The 13,723-nt window shown below is 37.9% G+C and carries 11 protein-coding genes; 5 read left to right on the top strand and 6 right to left on the bottom strand.

Annotated features, from left to right (window positions below; translation table 11 throughout):
• The first annotated feature begins 39 nt into the window (after window positions 1-39).
• Together NG743_RS09385 and NG743_RS09380 are read left to right on the top strand one after the other, a co-directional pair.
• A complete protein-coding gene (locus NG743_RS09385) occupies window positions 40-1,539 on the top strand; it encodes an Ig-like domain-containing domain (protein ID WP_027403858.1) in 1,500 nt (499 codons plus the stop codon).
• 107 nt (window positions 1,540-1,646) lie between these two features.
• Entirely contained in the window at window positions 1,647-3,080 is a 1,434-nt protein-coding gene (locus NG743_RS09380; protein ID WP_051424403.1) for a synaptonemal complex protein 1, read from the top strand.
• Between the two features lie 284 nt (window positions 3,081-3,364).
• Here the strand turns inward: NG743_RS09380 and NG743_RS09375 are convergent, their stop codons facing one another.
• The 5 genes from NG743_RS09375 to NG743_RS09355 all read right to left on the bottom strand — a co-directional run bounded on the left by NG743_RS09375 (window position 3,365) and on the right by NG743_RS09355 (window position 7,280).
• Window positions 3,365-3,772: a hypothetical protein gene (locus NG743_RS09375; protein ID WP_027403857.1), complete on the bottom strand. Its 408-nt coding sequence runs from the start codon at window positions 3,770-3,772 to the stop codon at window positions 3,365-3,367.
• A 126-nt stretch (window positions 3,773-3,898) separates the two neighbouring features.
• Window positions 3,899-4,540: a hypothetical protein gene (locus NG743_RS09370; RefSeq protein ID WP_027403856.1), complete on the bottom strand. Its 642-nt coding sequence runs from the start codon at window positions 4,538-4,540 to the stop codon at window positions 3,899-3,901.
• Entirely contained in the window at window positions 4,524-4,823 is a 300-nt protein-coding gene (locus NG743_RS09365) for a hypothetical protein (RefSeq protein WP_193963696.1), read from the bottom strand. Before NG743_RS09365 ends, NG743_RS09370 begins: the two co-directional genes overlap by 17 nt.
• Window positions 4,824-5,065: 242 nt before the next feature.
• A complete protein-coding gene (locus NG743_RS09360) occupies window positions 5,066-6,793 on the bottom strand; it encodes a succinate dehydrogenase/fumarate reductase flavoprotein subunit (RefSeq protein ID WP_257122137.1) in 1,728 nt (575 codons plus the stop codon).
• Between the two features lie 172 nt (window positions 6,794-6,965).
• The gene (locus NG743_RS09355) at window positions 6,966-7,280 is read right to left on the bottom strand and encodes a hypothetical protein (protein WP_193894480.1); all 315 of its coding nucleotides are present in this window, start codon (window positions 7,278-7,280) and stop codon (window positions 6,966-6,968) included.
• Between the two features lie 573 nt (window positions 7,281-7,853).
• Here NG743_RS09355 and NG743_RS09350 point away from each other — a divergent pair.
• Both NG743_RS09350 and NG743_RS09345 read left to right on the top strand, forming a co-directional pair.
• Window positions 7,854-9,179, top strand: a complete 1,326-nt coding sequence (locus NG743_RS09350; RefSeq protein ID WP_257122136.1) for a folate/biopterin family MFS transporter — start codon at window positions 7,854-7,856, stop codon at window positions 9,177-9,179.
• An 85-nt stretch (window positions 9,180-9,264) separates the two neighbouring features.
• Entirely contained in the window at window positions 9,265-10,731 is a 1,467-nt protein-coding gene (locus NG743_RS09345) for a carotenoid oxygenase family protein (protein ID WP_193963694.1), read from the top strand.
• A 46-nt stretch (window positions 10,732-10,777) separates the two neighbouring features.
• Here NG743_RS09345 and NG743_RS09340 read toward each other — a convergent pair whose 3' ends face one another.
• Window positions 10,778-12,142 carry a cytochrome P450 gene (locus tag NG743_RS09340; protein WP_257121890.1) on the bottom strand — a complete coding sequence of 455 codons (1,365 nt, stop codon included), beginning with the start codon at window positions 12,140-12,142 and terminating at the stop codon, window positions 10,778-10,780.
• A 256-nt stretch (window positions 12,143-12,398) separates the two neighbouring features.
• Between NG743_RS09340 and NG743_RS09335 the strand changes: the two genes are divergently transcribed.
• Complete coding sequence (locus tag NG743_RS09335) at window positions 12,399-13,688, top strand: Glu/Leu/Phe/Val family dehydrogenase (protein ID WP_027403850.1); 1,290 nt, start codon at window positions 12,399-12,401, stop codon at window positions 13,686-13,688.
• The last annotated feature ends 35 nt before the right edge of the window (window positions 13,689-13,723 follow it).

Raw genomic sequence — 13,723 nt, 5'->3', positions numbered from 1 at the left:
TCAATCTAAAATCTAAAATCCAAAATCCAAAATCGTTAGATGAGCAAATCCTATAAACTTATACAACCATTAGACGGAATTGCGATCGCAGTCATGCTCCTCCTGAGTATGCTCATCGGATTGATCATCTGGAAAGGCGATGTAGTCAAACCTAGCGTCCGCAACTTTACCTGGGAAAACCAACAAATCGGCGCTGAGGATCTCTCCTTCTCCCTCACCTTTAGTCGGCCAATGGACTTCAAAAGCATTGAGGAGAACTTAAAAATAGATCCACCCCTAGCCGGGAAAATTAGTTGGACAGGCAGAAGAATGGTCTATACCCTCCTCACCCCAGCCCCCTACGGAACAACGTACCAAGTCAAATTAGAACAAGGCAAAGATAAATACTCTCAAGCCGAAGGGAAAAACCGCGTCATGCAGCCCTTTACAGGGAACTTCACCACCCGCAATCGCGCCATCCTTTATATTGGCTCTGCGCCAGAAATCCAAGGGCAGTTGGTACTTTATAATTTAACCCAAGAACAAAAAAAAGTCCTTACTCCCAAAGACTTAATTGTTATGGATTTTGAGCCATTCCCCAATGGTGAAAAAATCCTCTTCTCCGCCCGTTCCGCCAAAAATCCCGACCTCCTCTCCGCCCAACTTTATACAGTAACCACAGGCATACCTAATCAAATTGGTCAAGAAACAGCAGCCCCAGGTAAAGTTGACCTAATTTTAGATAACAAAGAATATCAAAACCTCAAATTTGACCTCTCCGCAGATGGACAAATGATCGTTATTCAAAGAGGTAAACGAGATAATCCCGGTGACTTTGCCCTCTGGTACTTATCTACCCAAAATGACAATTCCGGCGAAAAACCCACCCCCAAACGATTACAAGGACAACCAGGTGGAGATTTTCTGATTACACCCGACAGCAAAGCCGTAGCCGTTTCTCAAGGACAGGGAACAGCAATTGTATCCTTAGAAGGTAACAGCAGTAAACCCCTGGATTTTCTGCCTCAATTTGGCTTAGTACAAGCCTTCTCTAAAGACGGTTCACAGGCAGCAATGGTCAAATTTAACACCGACTATACAAGAGATTTGTTTTTAGTCACCAACCAAGGCGTACAAAAACAACTATTAAAAACAACAGGCTCAATTCTTAGCTGTCAGTTTGACCCAGCCTCCCCTAACCTTTACTGCTTAGTTACACAACTGGTTTCTAAAGAACAATACATAGAACAGCCTTACTTGGTATCCATTAACCTAAAAACAGGAGTACAAAAACCATTGCTACTCTTACCCGCTGCTCAACGCAATGTGCAAACCCATTTAGCCCCCGACGGTTTAGGCTTCTTATTTGACCAAGTAGTTCCCGTGACCAACAACACAGCCCAACTACCCGCTAACACTTTAAAAACAGATGACGGCGAACCCATTGCTAGTAGTAGTCTTTGGTTAATGCCTTTGCTACCCATCCCTGATAATATCAACATAGATATTAAACCAGAACAACTGCCATTAGTGGGCTTTCATCCCCATTGGCTACCTTAAGTAATTGACAATTGCCAACTGATAATTAACAATTGTCGAATATCAAGAGTCAATTTTTCTTTGTGTAAATAACTGATAACGGCTACGTATTTGTGAATCATAACAATATGACCGTGACAAATTTACCTCTAATCAAGCTAACGCCACGCTATCGGCCAACTACAGATTGTCAATGTGAAACCGTAGTTATGGAAAAATTGGAAGACAGCAACCAACAAGACTGGATTGCAGAACCTAATATTGATCAACAAGCACAGATCAACTTAGAATTTCAGCAATTACTGAAGTTAAATACAGAATTAACTACAGCTAATAATCATCTATATGCCCAGGTCGAGCAGTTAAAAACCGAATTAGCTGAAGCAGAAAAGATTTTGCATTGGCACAAAACTCGGTCTACTGTTACCGAATCTATGTTTATCCAACAAAATCAAGAACTTTCCGTTGGTCAAGAACAAATTCATTCCCTGTATCAGCAGTTAGAAACATCTGTCCAAACAGTTCAACAACAAGAAATTTGTATTGAAAATTATAAAGCTAATTTGCAAATTAGCCAACAGCGGTTAGCACATTTGGAAAGAGAATGTTCGCTTCTGCAAGCTAACTACAGTCAAGAGTCCCAGCAGCTATTACACTCGGAAAATACCTGTCGTGAGTTGCGGGCTAGACTAATGCGTCAACAACGACAGACCATGCAGTTTAAATCGGCTTTGGAAAAATGTCTAGATACTCCCATTCCTAGCCATGAGAACCTGGAGGATCATATCCATCATCCCCATGATGTCATCCACAAACAAACCCGATTCTCCAGAAAAGCCCGGTCTTTGTTTCCCAACGCTCAACCTATTCGACCTTGGACAGGGGAAACAGATTCTGTGAATGAGTCTGTCAATAGTTCTTGGGTTAAGTCTACAGTGACAACTTCGGAAAACTATACCCATCATCCAGAACCAGTCATTTCTGATCTTATACAGGTTAATGAAGCAACTATGCCCTCAACAACTGGAGATGATTCTGAACTATTATCTCTAGACCAACAACTGGAAGGGATAATTCATCGCTTTTTTATTACACCATTATCTGAAGAAACAGACCAGGGAACAGGGACAGATGCAAATATTCATCAAGGTGACACATCTATTTTAGAGGCTTTAGTATCTAATTCAGAAAATCATCCACAACCAGAAATCATCATTCAACAGGATTTGCAGATGGAAATTGATCCTTATCCTAATACTGAAAATTCGGGAAAGGAAGATTTTACCATATCACTAGTACAGGAATTACCAGTGGTTTCTCATTTCCGCAGCCATCAGATCCATACTGAGGAAATGGAAGATTATTGGTTAGACAATTCCCCAGCAACAGCATCAAATTTACCCACTAACGATATTTTGCCGGATTTATTGGATGATCATACATCTAATAATAAATCTGACAATAAGTCGCCTTCACCATTGATTTATCCACGACGACCACCCAAGGGACGCAAATCTTTAGCATCTGTAGAACTGCCGAATTTTCAACCTAAGCATAAGTAGCTGTTCAAGACGTAAGCATTCAGCTATCAGTGGTCAGCATTCAGCTGAAACCGGATTTTAGGGGTTTTCAAGTAGGGAGACTGACATCAGTAAATAATATTCAGAATGCTTATAGTAATTCCTATGCAAGTGAGGTACAAGAAGTCAGAATCAAACGCAGATAAACGCAGATGAACACAGATAATTTTGTACCTCATTAGACTGGGAAACGCTATATAAATTCAATTCTTGCTGATAGCTGACGGCTGAATTTTAAATATGTAAATACTCTAATTACCATTTTTTTAGTCAGTTATATCTTTAATAAGATAATTCTTCTGAACGCACTCAGAAAGTAACTTAGAAATTAAAAGATCATCAGCATCATGAAAAATACCACAATGAGGCAATTTTTCTTCTCGATAGTAAATTTGTGATGATATTTCTTCCAGAATATATTGTTTAGATTGTTGTATATTAACAACCGCAAAACAACCATTAGGTTTGAGATTGTAATTTTTTGCCATGTATGCTTTAACTTCTAAAATATTTTCTAGTTCAGTTTCTTTTTGAAAAAATTCAAGTAAATAGACAGACAAATATTTTTCGTTACGTTCTGTTCGTTTTGCAAAAGCATGACTTTTTACTATTCCATCTTCTAAATCAATCGGTCTGCAATAGCGGCTAACATTACCATTTTCTATTTCTTTCATGTTTATTTATATTTGTCTAAGTAGGTGAACACAATAAAACCAAACTGTGTAAAGAAACGTAAAATCGCCCAAACCCTCTTCACTCTTGCCTTTTGCCTTGCCATAACGACAATTTTCAACGCCAACCTACTTATGTATTTTTATATTTAAATTATTAAGGTAATCAATGAAATCCATAGTATTCATCGAACCATTCAAAATAATTCGTTTACTTGTATGCGAACTTGGTCTAAAGATAACATAGTCCAAAAAGTAATCTTTTTTGAACCTCATAGTTATTGAATTGTTTCTATCTTTTTCCCATTCCAAATGAAAAAGACCACTTTCACTTACTGTGATACTACTAGGTTTAGAAATATTTCTAATTGTTCCAATAAATAAAAACATTGATTTTAGGGATTCGAGAGAAAGATCACAGTCTTCTTCCTCATCACACAATTCTTTTAATTCATAAATGCGGTTAAAAAGATAATCACCTTTCAATTTAATAGCATTCATACCATATTTCACTATCTCATCAAAGGTAGATAATTGATTTATTTCATCTATGCTAATTGATTTCTTTTTTTGTACTCCCCGCTTTTCTGGTTTATGTTCTTCAATTCTGTTTGTTAAGTTGTTGGTTGTCTCGATAATTTTGTTTTCTTTGTTTTCACTGAAACGAAATCCAAAAGGATTTTTTTCCTCTATAAAAAATTTTTGTTCTTCTACAAAAAGAGAGGGACTGGGGTACTCTTGGTACTTTGGATTACTAGGAGTTATTTTCATCTTCCTCCTCCATTAATTTTTCAATTTCATCTGAAGTTGGTATTTTTTGGTTTGTGTCATCTTCAAATTCTTTCAAAGCTTGAGCTAGAGAGTTTACAAGTGATTTTGCCGTAATATGAGAAGCATTAAGTACCGCTTCTGGTTTTCCATTGCGTTTTAACAAGATTAAAATATCATTTCTAGATACTCCAATACCAAACGCGTTGAAATAAATACTGTTTAATTCACTAGACTGGATGATCTCTATCATACTTTGTTCTTGATTATCTTTTTCTAAATCCATGATCTTACCTTTTAGTGTTGTTGTCGATCTCGTGGGTGGAGAGAATGAAACCCAATACTCACCAATCGTTTAATTAATTATGGCATAACGATACCGCAATTATCAACCTCAATCAACATCTTCAACTGTTGTTTTCCCCAACTTAATGAAGCTAAACTGCTATGTTAATTTTTAGAAGCAAATCAATAAATATACTTAGTAGCCTGAAATGGCGGGTTTTCCCGCCTCTACTTAATTCCTATTTAATATTTTCGCTCTTTTGGTGCAAACATTGTGATTGTGACGGGACGATATTGAATATTAATTCCTGTTGGTGAATAATAAGCCATGGTGTGTTGTAAAAACTTATTATCGTCTCTTTCGGCAAAGTCTTCTCTAAAGTGTGCGCCACGACTTTCTTGGCGATTGAAGGCGGAAGTTAAAATGGTTTGTCCAACTACCATTAAACTTTGTAGTTCTAAGGCTTCAACTAATTCTGTATTCCAGCTTTTTCCTTTGTCATCTAAATATATTTGTGAATATTTTTGTTGTAGTTGGGCGATTTTTTCTAATCCCTGACGCATTACTTCGTCGGTGCGGAAAACGCCACAATTTTCAGTCATATTATCTTGAAAAGCTTGACGGATTTGATTAATTCTGTACTGTCCTGGTTGGTCTATTAAGAGTTGTATTTGTTCTTTGGCTTCGTTGATGTAGCGTGTTTCATCTATGGATGGTAATTGCCGATTTTGGACATAATTAGCGATCGCCGCCCCAGTCCTTTTACCATAAACTACACATTCCAATAAGGAGTTACTACCCAGACGATTTGCCCCGTGAACCGACACGCAAGCAGTTTCCCCAGCAGCAAAAAAGCCCTCGACAAAACTATCATTATTACTTCTAACTTGTCCGTCAGTGTTAACAGGAATACCACCCATACAATAATGATTAGTAGGACGCACAGGCATAGGTTGAGTGACAGCATCTACACCGACCAAACGATGGGCTTCTTCCCAGCAAAAGGGAACACGACTCATGATTTTTTCCTTACCTAGATGGCGTAAATCCAGATAGACAAAGGGACCACCCGCGCTACCATCAGTATTTACACCACGACCAGCCCGGATTTCATAAGCGATCGCCCGTGAGGTAATATCACGAGGGGCTAATTCCATGCGACTGGGGGCGTAATTAGCCATAAAGCGATCGCCCTCGGCATTGATCAAATACGCCCCTTCACCGCGCACAGCCTCGGAAATCAGCACCCCCACAGGATACAAACCCGTAGGATGGAACTGGACAAACTCCATATCTGCCAAAGGCAACCCAGCCAAAGCCGTCATCGCCAAACCATCACCCGTAGAAGCATAATCATTAGAAGTCGTGTTATAAACCCGACCATAGCCCCCAGTGGCAAACATCACAGCCTTCGCCCGTAGCACCTCAATATGCCCATCCAACAGGTGAAACATCACCACACCCTTCGCCTGACCATCCTCCAAAATCAGGCGCATTACATACCATTCCTCGTAAATCTGCACCCCATAACGGCGCAAATTATTCACCAACTCATGTAAGATTGCATGACCAGTTTTATCAGCCGCATAACAAGTGCGGTTGTGAGAATGTCCACCAAAAGCCCGTTGAGCAATCCGACCATCAGGTAAACGAGAAAACAATACCCCCAGATGTTCCAAATCAATCACCACATCCGGTGCTTCCTGAGTCAAAATTGCCACCGCATCTTGATCCGCCAAATAATCGGAACCCTTGACAGTATCAAAAGCGTGAGCTTCCCAAGAATCCGTACCATCCACATTTTTTAAAGAAGCCGCCATACCACCTTGAGCAGCCACCGAATGAGAGCGAATTGGGTGAGTTTTGGCAACTACCGCTACCTTTAAACTAGGGTCAGTCCGGGCAATTTCCACCGCAGCCCGACATCCAGCCAAACCACCACCAACAATAATTACATCATGTTCAAGCATCATCAACCACCGATTAAAAAAAAATTCCCCGTCTAAAAGACAGGGTAATAGAGAAATTGTAAATTTGACATCTGGTGCAAAAAAATGTAGAGACGCTTCATATAACTTCTCTACAAGGGTTGTAGCAAACACACATTTAATTTTTACCAAATGTCTATTGGTGAAATCCCCTTTAGCTAGTTACTTGGACTGGGTTTTGTGAAATACTACTTTGTATTGATTCTGTCTTGGTTTTTGGCTCTACAGCATTGAGTTCAATATTATTTAATAAAGTCGTCACAAAGGCGAAAAGTAAAAAAGGTAGAGATAAGAGAACCACAAGACCTACTGTAGCTAAAGCGTATACAGGTCTTTTTGCACCCATCAGTGCTAAAGCTGATGCCAAGCTAATAGTAATCGTAATTAACCAAACAATAATTTGACCGTAAATATCACCAAAAGTTAAGGTACAGACAAAGCGATAGTTTTGAATATTATTTTTGTTCATTTTAAAACTGGCCTCAATTTTGTCCTATAGCTTCTACCTTAAATCTATGTTTGCCTCAAGAACAATTTCTCAATATATTTCCAAGGTTTGTAATATTACTTTACAAAAAACTAATGTTCAGTCACATCTCTTGGGAAATTGTCAATTCATGTATTTTATGTATAACCATTTATACAGAGAACACGGTTAAAAAGAAAATTTCTTCTATAAGGGAACACCAAAAAATAAATTACCCAATTTTGTGGGATGGGCATCCTGCCCGTCCTTAATGATTAGCGGGCTTTTCGTCCCGCACCACAAGAAATTTTTGGGTATTTTTTTAATTGGAAGTCCCTAATACAAAATTCGCCAGAGGCGATCGCTCGACTGAATAGAATTCTTGACATCAATCTGTATCAATAAAAGCATTCCCATCTCAAGGTTAGCACATCAAGTTCCCACCAAAGGAGGTGTCATCGTTAAAGGTAATGGACATTTATTCATTCAACATAGTTTCATAATTAATAAAAACTTATCCTCAATTTAAAAATCTATGATATAAAAGTAAATAAAACTTAATCATTATTCATGCAAATGCTAGATGACTCCCCTACCTTACCCAAATTCAAAGATTTACTAACCAAAAAAATTCTCTTAGGTAACGAACCCAGTGCTGAGTTAATAGCAATTCTTACCATCTATTTTGTTCAAGGTATACTGACATTATCGCGTTTAGCTGTCAGCTTTTTTCTCAAAGATGAATTACTATTAGGTCCCGTGCAGATGTCAACAATTATGGGAATCTGTACTATACCTTGGATGATTAAGCCATTATATGGGTTTATTTCCGATAGTTTACCCATATTTGGTTATCATAGAAAACCTTACATAGTTATGTCAGGTTTTCTGGGCTGTGCAGCTTGGGGATGTTTAGGAACAGTCGCTCATACTAGTACAACAGCCACAATTATGATTGTACTTTCTTCTGTCTCTGTGGCTATTAGTGATGTGATAGTTGATTCCATAGTAGTTGAAAGAGCCAGAAACGAATCAGAAGCCAAAATAGGTTCTTTACAATCTCTTTGTTGGGGTAGTTCAGCTATTGGTGCCTTATGTACAGCTTACCTTAGCGGGTTACTTTTAGAATATTTTACCACCCGTATAGTATTTTTAATAACAGCATTATTTCCTTTAATTATTTCATCTGTAGCTTGGTTAATTACTGAAAAACCTATTAATAAAGATCACAAAAAAAGCAACAACACAAAAGATCAACTACTAAAAATCCGCCAAGCAATTACTCAAAAAACAATTTGGTTGCCCACATTATTTATATTTATTTGGCACGCTACACCAAAAACCGAATCAGCATTCTTCTATTTCACCACTAATGAACTCCACTTTCAACCAGAATTTTTAGGACGAATTCGATTAGTGACGAGTTTTGCTTCCCTAATTGGAGTTTGGGCTTTTCAACGTTACTTTAAGCACATTCCCTTTAGAACTATGATTACTGCGGGTATTTTCCTGTCCACAGCTTTAGGAATGACGAATTTATTATTAGTAACGCACACCAACAGAATGTTAGGCATAGATGATCATTGGTTTAGCTTAGGTGATAGTTTGATTATTACTGTGATTGGGCAAATTGTATTCATGCCTATATTAGTATTATCAACAAAGCTTTGCCCTCCCGGCGTAGAAGCCACATTTTTTGCGTTAATCATGTCTGTATTTAATGTAGCAGGAACAGTTTCCTACGCATTAGGATCAATAATGATGAAATGGTTAGGAATCACAGAATATCAATTTGACTCCCTGTGGTTATTAATCATTCTCACTAGCTGTACTTCTCTGATACCCATATTTTTTGTTAAATTGCTACCAGATGATAGAATTGATAATGATGTACTTATTTAATAGATAAAAATCTCCAAGACAATTAGATTTATCTCTATATTTACATCCCTGATTTTCTGAAAAAATTTACCATAGCCAAGAAAAAATGCAAATCTTAGAACCTCAAGATCAGCAAAATCTCCAAAAATCCTACACTCTCAAAGATTGGCAAGGAGGATATGAATCTCTTAACCAGGAATTTGATTACTGGATTGATGATATAGAAGGGGAAATACCGCCAGAATTGCAAGGAACATTATTTAGAAATGGACCTGGTTTACTAGATATTAATGGGCAAAAATTACATCATCCCTTTGACGGTGATGGCATGATTAGCCGGATTACGTTTACCAATAGCCGCGCCCATTTTCGTAACCGCTTTGTTACCACAGCAGGTTATTTAGCAGAAAAAAAAGCGGGTAAAATTCTTTATCGTGGTGTTTTTGGTACACAAAAACCGGGCGGCTGGTTAGCTAATATCTTTGATTTCAAAATCAAACATATTGCTAATACTAATGTAATTTATTGGGGTAAAAAACTATTAGCACTATGGGAAGCATCCGAACCCTATTTACTTAATCCGCACACTCTAGAAACATTAGGGAATGAATACTTTAACGGTGTTTTATCTAAAGGGGAAGCCTTTAGCGCCCACCCGCGAATTGATGCCAATGGTACATTAGTTAATTTCGCTATTACACCAGGACTATCAACTACAATTAACATATTTGAGTTAAACACCGACGGAGAAATCACCAATAAACAAAATCATAGCGTTGCTGGTTTTTGCTTCATTCATGATTTTGTGATTACAGAAAATTACTGTATTTTCTTCCAAAATCCTGTTAGTTTTAACCCTATACCCTTTGCTTTGGGAATATCTAGTGCCGCCCAATGTATTAAAGTTCAAAAAAATCAACTTACAAAAATCATCATTATTCCTCGCCAAAACCCAACTAAAAAAATCAAAATTTTAGAAACTCAGGCAGGTTTTATTTTCCATCATGTTAATGCTTTTGAAGTGGGTAATGAAGTTATCATTGATTCTATTTGCTATGAATCGTTACCAGAAGTTGAACCCAATAGCGATTATCGAGAAACAGATTTCGATGCCAATTCTCCTGGCAAACTTTGGCGATTTAATCTGAATTTACAAACCAATACAGTCGAAAATCATTTAATAGATGATCGATCTTGTGAATTTCCCACAATGCACCCTCATCATGTTGGTAAATCCTATCGTTATCTATACGCGGCTGCGGCTCATAAATCAACGGGAAATGCACCCCTACAAGCAATTTTCAAACTTGATTTAGAGTTACAACAAAGACAATTATGGAGTGCTGCACCAGCAGGTTTTATCGGTGAACCAATTTTTATTCCTCGTCCAAATTCCCAAACAGAAGATGATGGCTGGCTACTAGCTTTAGTTTACGATGCAGAACATCATCGTTCAGATGTGGTAATTTTAGATGCTGTAAATTTGGAAAAAGGTGAAATTGCTAAATTACACCTCAAACATCATATTCCCTATGGCTTACATGGGAGTTTTACACCAGAAACATTCATTTAATTAATGTAGGTTGGGTTAAGCGTAAGTGCGACCCAACAAAATCATATTAAAGAGAACGTAAAAATACCTTTAAACCATCACTCGGTTGAGGCATGGGTGTCCTTTTTAAATCTAAATTTTGTCCTGGCACAAGTTCCCATTCATAACCACGTAAGAGCAAAGCAGTAAATATTTTCATTTCTAACTTAGCAAATTCTTTACCTAAACATTCTTTAATTCCCCCACCAAAGGGAATGTAACTAAAAGGTTTAGATTTATCCTCATTTCTCTCTGCATTAAACCTGTCTGGATCGAAACTTTGAGGATTTTGATATATATTTTCATCTTCATGGGTTTTGTATATGTCATACATTACCATCCAACCTTCAGGAATAGAATAACCATTAAATTCACAGGTTTTAATTACCGAACGAAAAGAACTACCGATAGGGGGAATAAGTCGTAAAATTTCCTTCAGTATTTGGTCTAGGTAAGTCATTTGTTTAAGATGTTCAGATGTGAGGTCACCTGTATAATTTATTTGTTGTTGTTCTTGTCTTGCTGCTGCTAAAATCTCTGGGTTTTGTGCTAAAAACAAAAAAAAATAACACAGTACAGAACTTAAAGCTTCATGTCCAATAAATAATAATCCTAAAATTTGATCTTTGATTTCATCTACACTCAAATTATTGCCATTTTCATCTTTTGCATTTAACAATAAATCCAAAGCATCTTTTTCTAAATTTTCTAAATTTGGTTGTTTTTGACGTTCTACAATAATCTTGTCAATTTTTGCTAATAAAAGTTTTCTGCTTTTCACAGTTTTACTAAACGTAGTCCAAGGTAAGCGAATAGGAATAGCGTTTAAACCTTGACACCATCCTTCAAATAATTTAAGAAAATCATGGTCATGAGTAATGTCTGTTCCTACTAATAATTTACAAGCTACATCAAAAGCATATTCTCTCAGTTGAGGATACAAAGTTAATTGACCTAAATCTTTCCATTTCTGTAAATAGCTATTAGTAATTTCCACCATTGCAGGTGTATAACTTGCTAAAGCTCGCGTTTGAAATGCTTGAGCTAATAATTTACGTCGATTTTGATGTATGCTTCCTGCTTGAAGTGCTAAAGATGCAGGACCCAACAAGTCTGAAATATCCTTATCTGGTATAACTGTAAAATTTCGATTTTCACCACTAAATATAAAGCGATTTGCGTCTGCTCCTATCATTACAATTGTAGTGAGACCAAGTATGTTAGTTTTAAAAACGTTACCGTATTTTTCTTGTCGCTTATTAATAAAGTTTTTATCTGTTAAAAAACTAATTGTTTCACCAATAATAGGTAAACCTAACTTTCCAGGTGGTAAAGGTAATTGATTATCAGTAGAAATATCTGGGTTGTTGGATTTGTTTTCTGGGATTTTCATAAGGATTATCAAGTAAAAGTGCAGGTTTTCGAGTTTTAACTAGCCAAGCAAAATTAGTCTACAGCGATTTTTAGGCAAGTGTATAAAATTTAAAAAATTGTAATATATTTGCGTTTATCTGCCCAAGCGTCTTACAGCATACAAATCAAAATAAAATTGTAACAGAAACTACAAAATTGACATCTTTTTCAAAAAAGAGGGTAAGCTAACCATATCAGTCCGGTTCACAAACATACGGTGATGAGGAGTAGGTATTATGGTGACAACGTCTCTCCCACTTATAGAAAATCATTCTCCAGCGCATATTTGCCCTTATGATCAAGCCTGTAGCTATTTAGAATGGGCTGCTAAAGAATTAAAATTAGATCAAGGTATCGTAGAAATACTCAGTCACCCTCGAAAAGTTGTCACAGTTTCCATTCCCATAAGAATGGATAGTGGGGAAGTGCGGGTTTTTGCTGGACATCGGGTACAACATTCGGATATTTTAGGACCCTATAAAGGTGGTATTCGCTACCATGAAGCAGTGACATTACGAGAAGTATCCGCCTTAGCCATGCTCATGACTTGGAAATGTGCATTGTTAGGCATTCCCTACGGTGGTGGCAAAGGCGGAATTCCCATAGACCCCAAAAAGTTCAGTGTGGGGGAATTAGAACGCATTAGCCGCCGTTATATTAGCGAATTAATTAAAGACATTGGACCATCCGTAGATATACCCGCACCAGACATGGGAACATCAGCGCGGGAAATGGCATGGATGATGGATACATATTCTGTCAATGTTGGTCATTCTGTCCCTGGAGTAGTTACAGGTAAACCCTTATCTATTGGTGGTTCCCTGGGACGAGAAATGGCGACTGGACGCGGTGTGATGATTATTGTTCGTGAAGCGATCGCCGATCACGGTAAATCCCTCGTAGGAGTCAGGGTAGCAATTCAAGGCTTCGGTAATGTAGGTGGGGCAGCCGCCGAATTACTACACCAACAAGGAGCAAAAATTATCGCTGTTTCCAGTGCTAGTGGGGGTATCTTTGCCGAAAATGGTCTTGATATTTCTGCTGTCAAAGCCTACGCTGCGGCCAACCATCGCAGTGTGGTGGGATTTCCCCAAGGAACACCCATTAGTAATGCAGACTTATTAACTTTACCTTGTGATGTCCTGATTCCTGCCGCTTTGGAAAACCAAATTACCGCAGAAAATGTCCATCAAATCAAAGCCCAATTTGTCGCAGAAGCGGCTAATGGTCCAGTGACTTTGGAAGCTAACCGCGTTCTAGAAGCCCAAGGTGTCACCGTGTTACCGGATATTTTAGCCAATGCTGGGGGTGTGGTGGTCAGTTATTTAGAATGGGTACAAGGTCTTTCCTATCTATTCTGGGACGAAGAACGAGTCAACCGGGAAATGGAACATTTGATGGTTCAGGCTTACCGCAAGGTGATTCATGAGTCGCAAGCACGGGGGGTAAATCTGCGATTAGCTGCTTATACTTTGGGTGTAGGTAGAGTCGCGCAAGCTTTGAATGATCGGGGTTTGTATCCTTAGTTTTATATGCAAACTAGTTTAATTTAGTTTGAGTA

It is taken from the genome of Dolichospermum heterosporum TAC447, from assembly GCF_024584745.1.
Lineage (GTDB): Bacteria > Cyanobacteriota > Cyanobacteriia > Cyanobacteriales > Nostocaceae > Dolichospermum > Dolichospermum heterosporum.
This window is presented reverse-complemented; position numbering and strand designations above follow the sequence as displayed.

Coding starts and splice junctions, on each gene's coding strand:
- NG743_RS09380 (WP_051424403.1), top strand. CDS start 1,647: ATGACCGTGACAAATTTACCTCTAATCAAGCTAACGCCACGCTATCGG.
- NG743_RS09350 (WP_257122136.1), top strand. CDS start 7,854: ATGCTAGATGACTCCCCTACCTTACCCAAATTCAAAGATTTACTAACC.
- NG743_RS09345 (WP_193963694.1), top strand. CDS start 9,265: ATGCAAATCTTAGAACCTCAAGATCAGCAAAATCTCCAAAAATCCTAC.
- NG743_RS09355 (WP_193894480.1), bottom strand. CDS start 7,280: ATGAACAAAAATAATATTCAAAACTATCGCTTTGTCTGTACCTTAACT.
- NG743_RS09360 (WP_257122137.1), bottom strand. CDS start 6,793: ATGCTTGAACATGATGTAATTATTGTTGGTGGTGGTTTGGCTGGATGT.
- NG743_RS09340 (WP_257121890.1), bottom strand. CDS start 12,142: ATGAAAATCCCAGAAAACAAATCCAACAACCCAGATATTTCTACTGAT.
- NG743_RS09385 (WP_027403858.1), top strand. CDS start 40: ATGAGCAAATCCTATAAACTTATACAACCATTAGACGGAATTGCGATC.
- NG743_RS09335 (WP_027403850.1), top strand. CDS start 12,399: ATGGTGACAACGTCTCTCCCACTTATAGAAAATCATTCTCCAGCGCAT.
- NG743_RS09365 (WP_193963696.1), bottom strand. CDS start 4,823: ATGGATTTAGAAAAAGATAATCAAGAACAAAGTATGATAGAGATCATC.
- NG743_RS09375 (WP_027403857.1), bottom strand. CDS start 3,772: ATGAAAGAAATAGAAAATGGTAATGTTAGCCGCTATTGCAGACCGATT.
- NG743_RS09370 (WP_027403856.1), bottom strand. CDS start 4,540: ATGAAAATAACTCCTAGTAATCCAAAGTACCAAGAGTACCCCAGTCCC.